General features: G+C 65.5%; 12 protein-coding genes. All 12 read left to right on the top strand.

Annotation, left to right across the window (positions count from 1 at the left end):
* The first annotated feature begins 19 nt into the window (after positions 1-19).
* The 12 genes from VHO05_RS02350 to ftsZ all read left to right on the top strand — a co-directional run bounded on the left by VHO05_RS02350 (position 20) and on the right by ftsZ (position 15314).
* The gene (locus VHO05_RS02350; protein WP_329645004.1) at positions 20-1474 is read left to right on the top strand and encodes a UDP-N-acetylmuramoyl-L-alanyl-D-glutamate--2,6-diaminopimelate ligase; all 1455 of its coding nucleotides are present in this window, start codon (positions 20-22) and stop codon (positions 1472-1474) included.
* A gap of 48 nt (positions 1475-1522) precedes the next feature.
* The gene (locus tag VHO05_RS02355; protein ID WP_329645005.1) at positions 1523-2935 is read left to right on the top strand and encodes a UDP-N-acetylmuramoylalanyl-D-glutamyl-2,6-diaminopimelate--D-alanyl-D-alanine ligase; all 1413 of its coding nucleotides are present in this window, start codon (positions 1523-1525) and stop codon (positions 2933-2935) included.
* A 33-nt stretch (positions 2936-2968) separates the two neighbouring features.
* Positions 2969-4051, top strand: coding sequence for a phospho-N-acetylmuramoyl-pentapeptide-transferase (gene mraY, locus VHO05_RS02360; RefSeq protein ID WP_329645006.1), 1083 nt, complete (start codon positions 2969-2971; stop codon positions 4049-4051).
* 9 nt (positions 4052-4060) lie between these two features.
* Positions 4061-5473: a UDP-N-acetylmuramoyl-L-alanine--D-glutamate ligase gene (gene murD, locus VHO05_RS02365; RefSeq protein WP_329645007.1), complete on the top strand. Its 1413-nt coding sequence runs from the start codon at positions 4061-4063 to the stop codon at positions 5471-5473.
* Positions 5470-6648, top strand: a complete 1179-nt coding sequence (locus VHO05_RS02370) for a putative peptidoglycan glycosyltransferase FtsW (RefSeq protein ID WP_329645008.1) — start codon at positions 5470-5472, stop codon at positions 6646-6648. The genes murD and VHO05_RS02370 overlap by 4 nt, the downstream gene beginning before the upstream one ends.
* Positions 6645-7760: an undecaprenyldiphospho-muramoylpentapeptide beta-N-acetylglucosaminyltransferase gene (gene murG / locus VHO05_RS02375; protein ID WP_329645009.1), complete on the top strand. Its 1116-nt coding sequence runs from the start codon at positions 6645-6647 to the stop codon at positions 7758-7760. Before VHO05_RS02370 ends, murG begins: the two co-directional genes overlap by 4 nt.
* Positions 7761-7864: 104 nt before the next feature.
* Complete coding sequence (gene murC / locus VHO05_RS02380; protein WP_329645010.1) at positions 7865-9304, top strand: UDP-N-acetylmuramate--L-alanine ligase; 1440 nt, start codon at positions 7865-7867, stop codon at positions 9302-9304.
* Positions 9305-9310: 6 nt separating this feature from the next.
* A complete protein-coding gene (gene murB, locus VHO05_RS02385; RefSeq protein ID WP_329645011.1) occupies positions 9311-10276 on the top strand; it encodes a UDP-N-acetylmuramate dehydrogenase in 966 nt (321 codons plus the stop codon).
* A complete protein-coding gene (locus VHO05_RS02390; RefSeq protein WP_329645012.1) occupies positions 10273-11232 on the top strand; it encodes a D-alanine--D-alanine ligase in 960 nt (319 codons plus the stop codon). The genes murB and VHO05_RS02390 overlap by 4 nt, the downstream gene beginning before the upstream one ends.
* Positions 11233-11252: 20 nt before the next feature.
* Positions 11253-12149, top strand: coding sequence for a cell division protein FtsQ/DivIB (locus tag VHO05_RS02395; RefSeq protein WP_329645013.1), 897 nt, complete (start codon positions 11253-11255; stop codon positions 12147-12149).
* Positions 12150-12164: 15 nt separating this feature from the next.
* Positions 12165-13448, top strand: coding sequence for a cell division protein FtsA (gene ftsA, locus VHO05_RS02400; protein WP_329645014.1), 1284 nt, complete (start codon positions 12165-12167; stop codon positions 13446-13448).
* Positions 13449-13550: 102 nt separating this feature from the next.
* Positions 13551-15314: a cell division protein FtsZ gene (ftsZ, locus tag VHO05_RS02405; protein WP_329645015.1), complete on the top strand. Its 1764-nt coding sequence runs from the start codon at positions 13551-13553 to the stop codon at positions 15312-15314.
* Positions 15315-15417 lie beyond the last annotated feature (103 nt).

Consider the following 15417-nt stretch of genomic DNA (forward strand, 5'->3'; position numbering starts at 1 on the left):
CCGCCGCGGCCGGGACGATATGCGACTTTCCAATCTTTCAACGGACACTGGCGTCGTTGACGCTCCGCTTGGCAGCGGAGACATCGACGTCAGCCAGATCACGGCCGACAGCCGGGCGGTGACGCCGGGTGCGCTCTTCGTTGCGCTTTCCGGCACCAAGGCCGACGGCGCAAAATTCATTGCCGATGCGGTCGCCAAGGGGGCCGCCGCGGTCCTGGCATCCGAAACCGCTGCCATTCCCGATGGGCTCGCTATCCCCGTTCTGCGTTCAGCCGAACCACGCCGGACCCTCGCGCTCATGGCAGCCCGCTTCTACGGGGCGCAGCCTGAAACCACGGTGGCCGTCACGGGCACGAGTGGCAAGACATCGGTCGCCGAATTCACCCGCCAGCTCTTCGCCGCTGCTGGACATCGTGCGGCGTCCCTCGGCACCATCGGTCTGGTGAAGCCGGACGGCGCGGTCTATGGCTCGCTCACGACGCCCGATCCGGTCACCCTGCATCAGACGCTGGCTTCCCTCGCGGGCGAGGGCATCACACATCTGGCTTTCGAAGCGTCCTCTCACGGGCTCGATCAGTATCGCCTCGACGGCGTGAAGGTCGCCGCCGCCGCTTTCACCAATCTCGGCCGCGACCATCTCGACTACCACCCGACAACGGAAGCCTATCTCGCCGCCAAGCTCCGCCTCTTCGAGGAGCTGATGGTTCCCGGCAAACCCGCGGTTATCAACGTGGATGGTCCGCGCGCAGGGGAGGTGATCGACGCCGCCAAACGCCGCGGGCTGAAGGTCATGACCGTCGGAGCGGCAGGTGAAACCCTTCGCCTCGCGAACCTGTCGCGGGAAGGGTTTGCCCAGACGCTGACCCTCGTCCATGCGGACCGCACCTACGAAGTCCGGCTGCCGCTCATCGGCACCTATCAGGTCGCCAACGCGCTCGTCGCTGCGGGGCTTGCCCTCGCTGTCGGCGAAGACCCGTCGGTCGTCATTCCGGCCATTGGCAAGCTGCACGGCGTCAAAGGACGGCTCGAGATCATCGGCGAGAGAAATGGCGCGCTTGCCGTCGTCGATTACGCGCACAAGCCGGAAGCGCTCGAAGCCGCGCTTGATGGCGTGCGCCCGTTCGTGACGGGACGTCTGATCTGCGTATTCGGTTGCGGTGGCGATCGCGACCGCGGCAAGCGCCCGATCATGGGCGCCATCTCGGCGGCGCGCGCCAACGTGACGATTGTCACGGACGACAATCCGAGAACGGAGGAACCCGCTGCGATCCGCGCCGAGATCCTGGCGGCAGCGCCCGGCGCCATCGAGATCGGCGACCGCGCGAAAGCCATCCGCGCGGCGGTGCATCTCATGCAGCCAGGGGATGTCGTGCTCGTCGCCGGAAAAGGCCACGAAACGGGCCAGATCATAGGCCAGACGGTGAGACCCTTCTCCGACCACGATACGCTGCGCGAAGCGCTGTCAAATCCCTGAACAAAATCAACAAAAGGGCGTCATGCGTGACGCGCATGGAACCGATTGATGTCGAATGCCCCGCCGTGGACCTTTGACGACCTTGTCCGTGCCGCGGCTGGACGGGGCGAGCGCGCAACCGGAGCGAGGGTCACGGGCCTGTCGATCGACACGCGCTCGCTGGCGCCGGGCGATCTCTTCGTCGCGCTCAAGGATCAGCGAGACGGACACGCCTTCGTCACCAAGGCATTCGAAGTGGGCGCCGCCGCTGCGCTCGTTTCGGAAGCCTACGAAGAGCAGCCGAACGACGGACCACTGATCCGCGTGCGCGACACGCTGAAGGGCCTCGAAGCCATCGGTCGCGCGGCGCGCGCACGGCTCGCGCCAGAGGCGCGCGTCATTGCGGTCACGGGCAGCGCCGGCAAGACCGGCACCAAGGACATGCTGCGCGCCGCGCTGGCGACGTGCGGTCCGACCCACGGCGCGGACAAATCCTTCAACAACCACTGGGGGGTGCCGCTGACGTTGGCGCGCATGCCAGCCGATACGCGCTTCGGCGTGTTCGAGATCGGCATGAACCACGCGGGCGAGATCACGCCACTGGTCAAAATGGTGCGCCCACACATAGCCATCGTGACAACGGTCGAGCCGGTACACCTTGCGCAATTCCCCAGCATCGAGGCCATTGCCGAGGCTAAGGCCGAAATTTTTGCCGGCCTCGAGCCGGGCGGTGTTGCCATCATCAACCGCGACAACACCCACTTCGATCTCCTGCGCCGCCATGCCGAAGCGGCGGGGGCGCGCATCGTCGCCTTCGGGCAGGACGCCCGCGCCGACGTCCGGCCGAAGGTGTTGGAGCTCTCGTCCGAAGGCACGGCGATCGAACTCGACATCGGTGGACGAGAGATCCGGTATCGGGTCGCGGTTCCAGGTATTCACATTGCGCGCAACGCACTCGCCGTCGCGGCCGCCATCGACGCAGCCGGGGCGGATACCGCCGAAGCGCTCGCCGTGCTCGCGACACTTCCTCCGCCTCCGGGCAGAGGGTCGCGCATGGAGCTGCCATTCAAAGGCGGACGCATCCTCCTGATCGATGAGAGCTACAACGCAAACCCGGCATCCATGAAGGCGGCGCTCTCCGTCCTCGGCACCGTGCCGCGTACGGATTTTCCGCGTCGGATCGCTGCCTTGGGCGACATGCTGGAGCTGGGTTCCGAAGAAAAGGCCCTCCACCTGGGCCTCAAGGAAGCTGTTGACGCCGCAGGCACGGATCTGGTCTTTGCCTGTGGACCTAACATGGCGCATCTTTTTGGCGCGCTGGCGCCCGCGCGGCAGGGCGCCTGGACGCCGGGCTCCGATGAGCTGGGTGAACGGTTGCTCGCCGCTCTCGAGCCGGGGGACGCGGTGATGATCAAGGGGTCGAACGGCAGCCGCATGGGCCCTGTGGCCGAGGCCTTGCGCAAGAAGCTGGGCGCTGCGTAGGTCGCGGGCAGGAACGAGGGGAAGGGGAAGACCATGCTGTACGAGCTCGTGAGCTTCAGCGATCAGATCGGTATTCTAAACGTCTTCCGCTACATCACATTCCGCACTGGCGGCGCGATCTTCACAGCGCTTCTCTTCGTGATGCTCTTCGGCCCCGGGATCATCGATCTCTTGCGCTTGAAGCAGGGCAAGGGCCAGCCGATCCGCGCTGACGGCCCGCAATCGCATTTCTCGAAGAAGGGTACGCCCACCATGGGCGGCCTCATGATCCTCGCCAGTGTCACGGTCGCGACGCTGCTCTGGTCGGATCTCGCCAACGCCTATGTCTGGATTGTGCTGCTCGTCACGCTCGCCTACGGCGGCATCGGTTTCTACGATGACTACCTGAAGGTCACGAAACAGCAGTCGAGCGGCTTTGGCGGCTGGGCGCGCCTTGGCCTTGAGATCATCATCGCCGCCGTCGCTGTCTACTTCATCATGGATCTCTCGAACGAGGAGCTGGCGGGCAAGCTGGCCCTGCCGTTCTTCAAGACGGCGCTGATCGACCTCGGCGCCATGTTCATCATCGTCGGCATGCTGGTCATCGTTGGCGCCGGCAACGCCGTCAATTTGACGGACGGACTGGACGGCCTGGCGATCGTGCCGGTCATGATCGCGGCCGCCACCTTTGGCCTCATCGCCTACCTCATCGGTAACGTGAAGTTCGCGGGCTACCTGCAGATCCACCACGTGGCCGGCACGGGCGAACTCGCGGTCATCTGCGGCGCTCTGATCGGCGCCGGCCTCGGCTTCCTGTGGTTCAACGCCCCTCCCGCTATGATTTTCATGGGCGATACCGGCTCTCTTGCGCTCGGCGGTGCCCTCGGCACCATTGCCGTCGCCACCAAGCACGAGGTCGTCCTTGCCATCGTCGGCGGCCTGTTTGTTCTGGAAACGCTGTCAGTCATCATCCAGGTGACGTCGTACAAGCTCACGGGCAAGCGCGTCTTCCGCATGGCGCCGCTGCACCACCACTACGAGCAGAAGGGCTGGAAGGAGAGCACGGTCGTCGTCCGTTTCTGGATCATCGCTGTCATCCTGGCGCTGATCGGCCTCGCCACGCTCAAGCTGCGCTAAATTACGCACATGATTCGCGTCTCGACCTTCAAGGATCGGACCGTCGCGGTCTTCGGGCTCGGGGCCTCAGGACTCGCCACCGTGCGCGCGCTCGAAGCGGGCGGAGCCCGTGTCGCCGCCTGGGATGATAGCGAGGCGGGCCGCAAGCAGGCGGCCGACGCGGGCGCGACGCTGGTCGATCTCGCCTCCGCGGATTGGTCTGAGTTCGCAGCGCTCGTGCTCGCGCCGGGCGTGCCGCTCACGCATCCCGAGCCGCATTGGACGGTTCTGAAGGCGCAAGCCGCGGGCGTTGAGGTCATCGGTGATGTGGAACTGTTCTTCCGCGAGCGTGCCGCGACCTGCCCGAATGCTCCGGTCATTGCCATCACCGGCACCAACGGCAAATCGACCACGACGGCGTTGATCGCCCACATCCTGCGCGATCTCGGCAACGACGTGCAGATGGGTGGCAACATCGGCCGCGCCGTGCTGACGCTCGAACCGCCGGCTGAAAGCCGCATCCATGTGCTGGAGCTGTCGTCCTTCCAGATCGACTTGGCCCCGAGCGCCGCGCCGACCGTGGCCGTGCTGCTCAATATCACGCCCGACCACATCGACCGTCACGGCACGGTGGAGCACTACCGCGACGTGAAGCGCCGTCTTGTCGAGAACGCCCAGGGCACGGCTGTCGTCGGCGTCGACGACCATTGGTGCGCGGACATTGCCGAGGATCTGGCTGCGCGTGGTCGCCCGAAAGTCCGACGCATCTCCGTGCGCGAGCCCGTCGCTGATGGCATCTATTCTCTAGACGGAACGCTCCACGAGCGGACGCATGGCCACGAACAGGAAACGCCGATCGGCCTGGACGGCATCGCCACGCTGCGCGGCAGCCACAATTGGCAGAACGCGGCCGCTGCCGTTGCGGCCGTCACGGCACTTCCCAATGGCTCGACTTATCGCGTCGGCCTTGCGAGCGCGCTCAGAAGCTTCCCCGGTCTCGCCCACCGGCTCGAGATCGTGAACCGCATCGGCTCCGTCGAGTTCGTCAACGACAGCAAGGCCACCAACGCCGACAGCACTGAGAAGGCGCTCGCGTCCTTCCCAGGCAACATCTACTGGATCCTCGGCGGCAAGCCGAAGGCGGGCGGCATCACGACGTTGACGCCCTACTTCTCCCGCATCGCCAAGGCGTACCTGATCGGCGAGGCGACGGAGGAATTTGCCGCCACGCTCGGCACGTCGGTGCCGTTCGAGCGCTGCGGCACCCTCGATGTCGCCGTGCGCCGCGCCGCTGGCGAAGCGCTGGACGCTGGCAACGCCAACAGCGTGGTCCTGCTGTCTCCGGCCTGTGCCTCCTACGATCAGTTCAAGAACTTCGAGGTACGCGGCGACGCGTTCAAGCGCCTCGTTGCCGATCTCGTGTTCGAAAGATCCGGCACATGAAGTTCTCGCGCGCCGACAGGAGCCGGCTCGCGGAATGGTGGTTCACAGTGGACCACGTTTTGCTCTACGCCATCCTGGTCATCGTCGCCGCCGGACTTGTCCTGTCCATTGCGGCCAGCCCCGCCGTCGCGCTCAAGAAGGGCCTCGCGCAGTACTACTTCGTCGAACGCCACGTGTTCTTCTCCGCGGCTGGCCTTGCGATCATGCTCGCGGTCTCGCTGCTGGGTCCGGCGTCCGTTCGCCGCCTCGCCGTCGTTGTGCTTGCCATCGCGATGGCGGGACTCGTCGCCGTCTACTTTATGGGCGAGGAGATCAACGGCGCCCGCCGTTGGCTGTCGATCCAAGGGCATTCGATCCAGCCCTCGGAATTTGCCAAGCCCGCGTTCGTTGTTGTCTCGGCCTGGCTGCTCGCAGAATCCCGCCGCCGCCCCGACATGCCGGCCTGGACACTCGCCATGGCGCTCTTCGTGATCTTTGCCGGTCTCCTCGTCGTGCAGCCCGATGTCGGCCAGACCATGCTCGTCACGCTGGTCTGGATGACGATGCTGTTCGTGTCGGGCGTCGCCTTGACCGGTGCGGCCATTGTGGCCGTCGCGGGCGCCGTGGGGCTCTACGCGGCCTACATCTACTTTCCGCATGTGGCCCAACGCATCGATCGCTTCATCAATCCGCAGACCGGAGACTTCAGCCAGGGCGATCGCGCCATCCGGTCCTTCATTGAAGGCGGGTTCCTCGGGCGCGGCCCCGGCGAAGGCACCATCAAGACGTCGCTGCCGGACGCGCATACCGACTACATCTTCGCCGTGGTCGCCGAGGAGTACGGCGCGCTGGCCTGCCTGGTGCTTCTTCTCCTTTTCGCATTCGTCGTGCTGCGCGCCCTGCGCCATGCCGAAAGCGAGCCCGATGTGGCAACCCGCCTCGGTATCGTCGGCCTCGCGCTGATGTTCGGGTTCCAGGCTTTGATCAACATGGGCGTCAACACCGGCCTGCTGCCGGCCAAGGGCATGACGCTGCCGTTCCTCTCGGCCGGCGGTTCCTCTATGCTGGCGATCTCGCTGACACTCGGTATGCTGCTCGCGCTGACCCGCCGCCGCCCGGACGCCGATCGCCTCAAAAAACCCCGATTGACGCCGAACCTTCCGAGCCTCTCAACATCGAACGAGCCCCGAAAGTGACGCGCGAGACGCCCTCCATCCTGCTTGCCGCCGGCGGAACCGGCGGCCATCTGTTTCCGGCCTTTGCACTGGCTGAGGAACTGCAGCGCCGTGGCTATCCGATCGATCTCGTGACGGACATGCGCGGCGACCGCTACGGCACGGGCTTTCCTGCGCGCTCGGTCTACCAGCTTCCGTCGGCGACACCCGGCAGCAAGCGGTCTCCGATCGCGCTGGGTCGCGCGGGTTTCACGCTGCTGCGCGGCGTGCGCCGGGCGCGCAAGCTTCTGCGCAATCTGAAGCCCGCCGCCGTCATCGGCTTCGGCGGCTATCCGACCATCCCGCCGCTCGTCGCCGCGCGCATGTTGGGCATCCCGTCGATCATCCACGAACAGAACGCGGTGCTCGGTCGTGCCAACAAGGTGCTCGCGCGCGGCGCCGCGACGGTTGCGACGTCCTTCCGCAAAACGCGCTACCTCGATGGGCCGCTCGCCGCCAAGGCGCGTTTCACCGGAAATCCCGTGCGCGATCTCGTGATCGAAGCCGCTAAGACGCCCTATCCGCCGCTGGAGCCGGGGGGGGCACTGAAGCTCCTCGTGTTCGGCGGTAGCCAGGGCGCGCGCTTCTTTTCCGAAGCCGTGCCGCCCGCCTTGGCCACGCTGCCCCAGGACGTCCGTCAACGTATCAAGCTCGTCCAGCAGGCTCGCGAGGAGGACGTAACGGCCGTCACCGCGCAGCTCTCGGCGGCCGGCATCAGCTCCGAGATTGCGCCCTTTTTCAAAGGCTTGCCGCAAGTCATGGCCGACAGTCACCTGGTCATCGCCCGTGCGGGCGCGTCGTCTGTTGCCGAACTGGCCGTGATCGGACGCCCCTCGATCCTCGTACCTTTGCCGCATTCTCTCGACAGTGATCAGCTCGAAAACGCTTCCAATCTTGCCGAATCGGGGGGCAGTTGGTGTATCGAGCAGAAGGATTTGACGCCGCTGCGACTGGCGACAGAGCTCGGAAAGCTGTTCGATTCACCCGACACGCTGATCACCGCAGCGGCCCGCGCGAAAGCGCAGGGACAGGCGTCGGCTGTTAAATTGCTTGCCGATCTCGTCGAAGACGTGGTTGGCAGACGTCGTGCGTAAGCGGGGGTGTTTGTGGCTCTGACGATACGTCACACCGTCGGCCGGTCGGGACGCAAAGTAGTCTTGGCCGATTATCCGGCGACCGGGAAATAGGATCACCGCGCATGCAGATGCCCCGCGATATCGGGCCGTTTCATATCATCGGGATTGGCGGCATCGGCATGAGTGCCATCGCCGAGATCCTGCTCGCCAAGGGCTACAGCGTCCAGGGAAGCGACCAGAAAGAGTCCGCCAACGTCCGCCGCCTGCGCAGCAAGGGCGTACGCGTGTTTGTCGGCCACGACGCCGTGAACCTTGTCGGTGCTCGGCTGGTCGTCATCTCGACGGCCGTCAAGCGCACCAATCCGGAGCTGGAAGCGGCGCGCCAGAAGGGCCTGCCGATCATCCGCCGCGCGGAAATGCTCGCTGAGCTGATGCGCCTGCATTCCACGGTCTCGGTCACGGGCACGCACGGCAAGACGACCACCACATCGCTGATCAGCACCATCTTCGAACAGGCCCGCCTCGATCCCACCGTCATCACCGGCGGTATCATCAATGCGTGGGGCTCCAACGCGCGCCTCGGTCAAGGCCGCTGGATGATCGTCGAGGCCGACGAGAGCGACGGCACGTTCACGCGCCTGCCGACCGAGATCGGCGTCGTCACCAACATCGATCCCGAGCATCTCGATTACTTCGGCTCGGTCGAGGCGATGCACCGCGAATACGAAGCGTTCTTCCGCAACATTCCCTTCTACGGCCTCGCCGTCACCTGCACCGATCATCCGGTTGTGAGCGAGATGGTCGATCGTCTCGAACTCAAGCGCGACGGCCGCCGCCTTCTGACGTATGGCACGCGCGAAGATGCCGACCTGATCCTGCGCGGTATGCGCACCGACGGCCGCTCGACATTGATCGACGCCGACCTTGGCGCGCGCGTGAAGGGTGGTGCCCGCGCCATCCGCGGCTGGACCCTGCCGATGCCCGGCCACCACAATGCGCTGAACGCGCTCGCCGCCATCGCCGTCGCTGCCGAAGCCGGCCTTTCGGATGACGTCATTCGCGCTGGGCTTGCGGCTTTCTCGGGCGTGAAGCGCCGCTTCCAGCTCACCGGCACTTGGAATGGCGTGCAGATTTTTGACGACTATGGACACCACCCGGCGGAAATCGCAGCCGTGCTCGACGCTGCACGCGCTGGTGCGCGGGGGCGTGTCATCGCCGTCGTCGAGCCCCATCGTTATACGCGCGTGCGCGATCTCTTCCGTGAGTTCTCGGCCTGCTTCCGCTCGGCCGATAGCGTCATCGTCGCGCCGCTCTACAGCGCGGGCGAGCAGCCCATCGACGGCATCGATCCTCGTTCGCTAGCGGAAGGCATTCGCGGTACCGGTCACCCGGCTGTCGCGACCATCGACGATCCGCGTGAGTTGGTTGGCCTCATCCGCCGCCATGCGCGATCTGGCGACATGGTGATCTGCCTTGGCGCGGGCAACTCGACCGATTGGGCTCATGCGCTTCCCGAATGGCTGACCGCGGCGGAGCCGCGTCGCGCCGGGAGTCCGGTGTAAGCCGTCATGACCTTTCCGGATCTCACGGACGACCTCAAACAACGTATGCCGGAGTTGCGCGGCCGTCTCGCCGCCAACGTATCCTTGGCCGACATCACGTGGTTCCGCGCGGGCGGCCCGGCGCAGGTGCTGTTCACGCCGGCCGATGAAGCCGACCTCGCGTATTTTCTGCAGCGGAAGCCGAAGGATCTGCCGGCCTTCGTCATCGGCCTCGGCTCAAACCTACTTGTCCGCGACGGCGGCGTGCCGGGCGTCGTGATCCGCCTCGGGCGCGGTTTCGCGGAGATAAAGGTCGAGCCGGGTAGTCGCGTGCGCGCCGGGACAGCATGTCCGGACGTAAAAGTAGCGCGCGCCGCAGCCGAAGCTGGAATTGCGGGCCTCGCGTTCTATCGCGGCATTCCGGGCTCCATTGGCGGCGCGCTGCGCATGAATGCCGGTGCGCACGGCAGCGAGACCAAGGACGTGCTCATCGAAGCGCGCGCCGTCGATCCCGAAGGCACCATTCACGTGTTGTCGCTGGCCGACATGGGCTTTACGTATCGCCACAGCGCCATCCCCGACGACTGGATCTTCACCGAGGCGCTCTACGAGGGCAAACCGGGCGATCCCGCGGAGATCCTGCGCACCATGGATGAAGTCGCCGACTACCGTGAGAAGAACCAGCCCATCAAGGAGCGCACCGGCGGCTCAACTTTTAAGAACCCGCCAGGGAACAGCGCCTGGAAGCTCGTCGATGAGGCCGGGTGCCGTGGCTTCCGCGTCGGCGGTGCGCACGTGTCGGAGAAGCACTGCAACTTCCTGATCAACGACCAGGGCGGCACCGGCGAGGACATCGAGCGCTTGGGCGAAACGGTGCGCGCGCGTGTGAAGGCGAAGGCCGGCGTCACGCTCGAATGGGAGATCATCCGCCTCGGGCTGCCGCGCGAAGGCCGCCCCACGGGCGAAGCGCTGGCGGAGACCGTCGGATCATGACCATCAATAAACTGGGTGTAGTGCCGAAGCGCACCTTCGAGCACGTCGCCGTCCTACTCGGCGGTCTTTCGGCCGAGCGCAGCGTGAGCCTCAGGTCCGGCGCCGCCGTCGCCGACGCGCTCGAAGGCGAAGGCTACCGCGTGACGCGTATCGATGTCGGCCGTGATGTCGGAACCCGGCTTGCCGAAGTGCGACCCGATGTTTGCTTCAATGCGCTGCACGGCCGTTTCGGCGAGGACGGTTGCATCCAGGGCATTCTCGAAACGATGGGCATTCCATATACGCATTCGGGCGTGCTCGCGTCCGCGCTGGCCATGCATAAGGAGAACGCCAAGACGGTCATGCGCGCCGCGGGTGTTCCGGTCGCCGAAGCCAAGCTCGTCACGCGTGAGCAGGCCGCCGCTTCTCACGCGCTCGAGCCGCCCTACGTGGTGAAGCCGGTCGACGAAGGATCGAGCGTCGGCGTCGTCATCGTTCGCCCCGGCACGAACGGCTGGGCCAAGGCGATTCTCGAAGGCGGTCCCGCTGATCAGGTCGTGATGGCCGAGCGCTTCATTCCTGGCCGCGAGCTGACCTGCGCCATCATCGGCGATTTCGCGACCGACGTGATCGAGATCGTCCCCCAGCAGGGCCTCGCCTTCTACGATTTCGAGGCGAAATACGCGCCCGGCGGCTCAAAACACGAGCTTCCGGCCGACGTTTTACCGGATGTTTACCAGTTGATCCGGAAATACACACTGGCGGCCCATGCATCGCTCGGCTGCCGTGGCGTATCGCGCGCGGACTTCCGCTACGACGACACGGCAGGCGGGACGGGCGAGCTGATCTGCCTCGAGGTGAATACGCAGCCGGGAATGACGGGAACGTCCCTGGTTCCCGAGCTTGCGGCTTATGCGGGCTGGTCGTTTGGCGAGCTCGCGAGATGGATCGTCGAGGACGCGAGTTGTTCGAGGTAGGCCACAGCCGGATCTCACGAGTGCAGGCGCATGATGCGATCCTGCAAACACCCGCTCACGACACCGCCGCAGACCTCGACGACGAGGACCTTCGCCATTTCTCGCATCCACGAGAGGCATCGGCCGATGAACGGCGTCCCCGGTGGCGCGGCCGGTTGTCGGGATGGATGCCAAGACGCGCCCGCTTCCTTCTGACGGCGCTGGGGATTGGGCTCGCGATTGGCGCCATCGAGGAGGCCGCGCGATTGTCTGCGCCGGTACCGGGGCTCGAACGCGCCGCCCGCTATCTGGGATTCGGGGTCGACCAGGTCACTCTCTCCGGATACCACTTCACCTTCGATCGCGAGATTTTCGACGCGCTCGACCTGGCCAACGTCCGCACCTTTGCCGCGCTCGACACCGCAGCCGTTAAAAGCCGCATCGAGCGTTTGCCGTGGATCGACACGGCCGAGATCACGCGCGTTTTTCCGGGCCGCCTCGAAATTCGGGTCACGGAACGAAAGCCCTTCGCGTTGTGGTCGCGTGGCGATCGCTTCTACGTGATCGACAAGACCGGCCGCACGCTTGCCGCGGTGAGCGGCGGGGCCTTGCCCAACCTGCCCCGATTTGCGGGCGAGGGCGCTGCGGCGCTGGCCGCCTCGTTTCTCGACAATCTCGCGCGGTACCCTGAAGTTGCGAGCCGCCTCAATGAGGCCGAGCGAATCTCCGAACGTCGCTGGCGGCTGAAGCTAGCGAACAAGACAACCATTGAGCTGCCGGCGGATGGCGAAGTCGGCGCGCTCGAGGAATTGTCGCGTGACACGGCTCTTGTCCGGATCGTTTCGGCAGGGCAAACCACTCTTGATTTCCGCGGCCCCGGCCGCGTCGCCATTCGTCCCGAGGCGCCGACCGCTCCGTCGCCGAATACGGGCTCATGAGAGCGAGGAGACCAAATGGCGCGCGAGAGGGCAAATCGGCGAGGAGCGGGACCGAAGCATGTCATTGGCGTGCTCGACATCGGGACCAGCAAGATTGCCTGCCTGATTGCGGCCATTGAACCCGCGCGCGGGGCCGATACAAGCGGCCCGCCAATCCGCATACTGGGTGTCGGTCACCAGCGGGCTGAAGGCGTAAAGGGCGGCGTCATCATCGATCTCGACAGCGCCGAGCAGGCCGTTCGCGCCACCGTAGCCCAGGCCGAGCGCATGGCGGGCGTCGAACTGTCGGAGATCCATATCGCGGTCTCCTGCGGTCGGCTGAAGTCCCACAATTTCTCCGCTAAGGCCCCGGTCGAGGGCGGCGTCGTCCGCGAGAGCGATCTCGACAGGGTCCTGAGCGCCGGACAGGCCTATGTCGAGCAGCGCGGCCGCTCACTGGTGCATCTCAACGAGGTTGCATTACGAATTGACGGCGCGCCGGGCTCGCGCGACCCGCGTGGGATGGCCGCGCACGAGCTTGCGCTCGATTTGCACGCCGTCTCGGCCGACGAGGCGCCATTACGCAATCTGCTGATGCTCATTGGGCGCTGCTACCTGGAGGTGGCCAGCCACGTCCCTGCGCCCTACGCGAGCGCTTTGGCGGTGACGAGCGAGGATGAGCGCCGCCTCGGCGTCACGGCCGTCGACATCGGCGCCGGAATGACGAGCCTCGCTATGTTCGCAGAGGATCGGTTCATCCATGCCTGCGCCATGCCTGTCGGCGGTATGCAGATCACCTTCGATATCGCGCGCGCGTTGCATACGCCCCTTGCGGAGGCCGAGCGAATCAAAGCGCTTTATGGCACAGTGATCTGCGCTCCGTCTGATGAGCACGATGGCTTCACCTTCCCGGCTGCCGGGGACGAGGGAGGCATCATGCATCACAGGACGAAGGCTGAGCTCGCGGAAGTCATCCGGCCCCGCGTGACGGCCATCGTTCATCAGATCCGGCAACGCCTGGAGGAGTGTGCGATGACGGCGTATGCCGGCCGCTGTCTTGTGCTCACCGGAGGCACGAGCCAGTTGACCGGCTTGAGTGATTTGGTGGCTGCGCAACTCGGGTGTTCCGTACGCGTAGCGAGTCCGCAGGCAATTTCAGGTTTGCCGCCTGCGCTTTCGAGTTCTGCGTTCTCGACGGTCGTTGGATTGCTCCTTGCCCAAACGCATGAGAGAGCAGCCCGGCGAGTGTATCGAAGCCGCGAGGCCGAGACGGGCAGCTACTGGAAGCGTGTCGGGTCTTGGCTCCGGGAAGGATTTTAGCTCGGCAGACCGCCAGCGGGGGCGGACCGGGCACCGAAGTGAGTTCGGAATGCCGGGGAGCCGCGGTGCGGACGCATCTCCCTCGCGTGAAACGGGGGCTAAATGAGCATCAGAGGTCAGCTGCCGAACCTTTCGGATATGAGACCCAAGCTCACCGTCATCGGTGTCGGCGGCGCGGGATGCAACGCCGTCAACAACATGATCGCTTCAGGGCTGACGGGCGTCGATTTCATCGTCGCAAACACCGATGCCCAGGCGCTCTCCGCGGCGAGCACGGATATTCGCATTCAGCTCGGTGCGGAGTTGACGGAGGGTCTTGGTGCCGGTTCGCGCCCCGAGATCGGCGAGGCGGCCGCGGAAGAAGCCATCGAGGACATCCGCAACCACATCAAGGGCGCGCACATGGTGTTCATCGCCGCCGGTATGGGCGGCGGAACAGGAACCGGTGCGGCGTCCGTCATTGCGCGAGTGGCGCGTGAATTGGGCATTCTGACCGTCGGCGTGGTCACTAAGCCGTTTCTGTTCGAAGGCGCGCGGCGCGCGCGTATCGCGGAAGCAGGCGTCGCCGAGCTGCGCAACTACGTCGATACGCTGATCGTCATCCCGAACCAGAACCTGTTCCGTATCGCCAGCGAAAAGACGACCTTCTCCGAAGCCTTCGTGATGGCCGACCAAGTGCTTTATTCGGGCGTCGCCTGCATTGTCGATCTGATCATCAAGGAAGGCCTGATCAATCTCGACTTTGCCGACGTGCGCACCGTCATGACGGGCATGGGCACGGCGATGATGGGCACCGGCGAAGCGACGGGCGAACGCCGTGCGACGGTGGCCGCCGAAGAGGCCATTTCCAATCCGCTGCTCGACGATGTCTCGCTGCGCGGCGCCAAGGGCCTCCTGTTGTCCATTACGGGCGGTACCGGCCTCACGCTTTATGAGGTTGATGAAGCCGCGAGCCGCGTTCGGCAGGAAGTCGATCCCGAGGCGAACATCATTGTCGGCGCCACTTACGACGCTTCGCTCGGCGACCGCATTCGCGTGTCGATCGTCGCGTCCGGCATGAGTCGCGCTGGCGAGGCCGAGCGTGCGCCGCCGGCTCCCGCAGAGAATTGGGTTCGTGGAACCAAGGCGGTCCAGGCACAGCAGGGACGCCAAGCCGAGCCGACGGCGCGTCACACCCCGCCGCCGCCTCCGCAGCAGTATGCTTCAGACCCGCAGCGCGACTATCGCAGCGGTGCGCACGATCTGCAGCAGCGCCTCACTGAAGCGCTCCAATACTCGGCCCCCGCGGCATCGACGTTCGGCACGCGCACGTCCGCCCATACCGGATACGAACAGCCCCGCGGCCGCGCAGGCGAGCCGTGGCGCGGACCGAACAACGTCATGATCGAGGATGGACCGCCCCAGCTTCATGGAGCGACGCCTCCGCCCCTTCCGCCGGGATACGCCTCGTCTCACGAGCAGGGCGGCTCGTTTGCCCCGCAGCCCCCGGCCGACGTTCGCAGGCAGCCGCGCCGGAACCCCGAGCAGGGCGAGTATCACCAGCCCGCCCCACGGGCTTATCGGCCAATCGACGAAGACCAGGATATGGCCCCGGCTCGCAACCCGGCACAGCCTCAGGCCGCCCAGCCCGAGCCACGCCGCCGCCTGGGTCTTTTCGAGCGAATCGCCGGGCGAGTCCGCGGGACAGGTGATTCGGACACGCGCCAGCGCGAACATTACGAAGCTTACGGCAAAGACAGTCACGCCGACGCCGCCCACCATGGCGAAAGCGAGCATTACGATCGGTACGCCCCTCCACAGGAATCGCAGGGGCATATGAATCAAGATGTTGAACTTCCAGTATTTTTCAGAGAAAGACGTCGGTAGACGGCGTCCGGATTCACCGGAGGCTTGGCCTCATTTTCGCGCTCTTGTTGACCGTAACACGCCGTAAGAAAGCGTGATTTGTGCCACAGCGGGACGGGGGCTA

The organism is Hyphomicrobium sp. (assembly GCF_036262015.1).
GTDB lineage: Bacteria > Pseudomonadota > Alphaproteobacteria > Rhizobiales > Hyphomicrobiaceae > Hyphomicrobium_C.

What these genes read in the sequence shown, in the direction of transcription:
- VHO05_RS02350 (WP_329645004.1), top strand. Translation starts at nt 20, where the DNA reads ATGCGACTTTCCAATCTTTCAACGGACACTGGCGTCGTTGACGCTCCG.
- VHO05_RS02355 (WP_329645005.1), top strand. Translation starts at nt 1,523, where the DNA reads ATGTCGAATGCCCCGCCGTGGACCTTTGACGACCTTGTCCGTGCCGCG.
- mraY (WP_329645006.1), top strand. Translation starts at nt 2,969, where the DNA reads ATGCTGTACGAGCTCGTGAGCTTCAGCGATCAGATCGGTATTCTAAAC.
- murD (WP_329645007.1), top strand. Translation starts at nt 4,061, where the DNA reads ATGATTCGCGTCTCGACCTTCAAGGATCGGACCGTCGCGGTCTTCGGG.
- VHO05_RS02370 (WP_329645008.1), top strand. Translation starts at nt 5,470, where the DNA reads ATGAAGTTCTCGCGCGCCGACAGGAGCCGGCTCGCGGAATGGTGGTTC.
- murC (WP_329645010.1), top strand. Translation starts at nt 7,865, where the DNA reads ATGCAGATGCCCCGCGATATCGGGCCGTTTCATATCATCGGGATTGGC.
- murB (WP_329645011.1), top strand. Translation starts at nt 9,311, where the DNA reads ATGACCTTTCCGGATCTCACGGACGACCTCAAACAACGTATGCCGGAG.
- VHO05_RS02390 (WP_329645012.1), top strand. Translation starts at nt 10,273, where the DNA reads ATGACCATCAATAAACTGGGTGTAGTGCCGAAGCGCACCTTCGAGCAC.
- ftsA (WP_329645014.1), top strand. Translation starts at nt 12,165, where the DNA reads ATGGCGCGCGAGAGGGCAAATCGGCGAGGAGCGGGACCGAAGCATGTC.
- ftsZ (WP_329645015.1), top strand. Translation starts at nt 13,551, where the DNA reads ATGAGCATCAGAGGTCAGCTGCCGAACCTTTCGGATATGAGACCCAAG.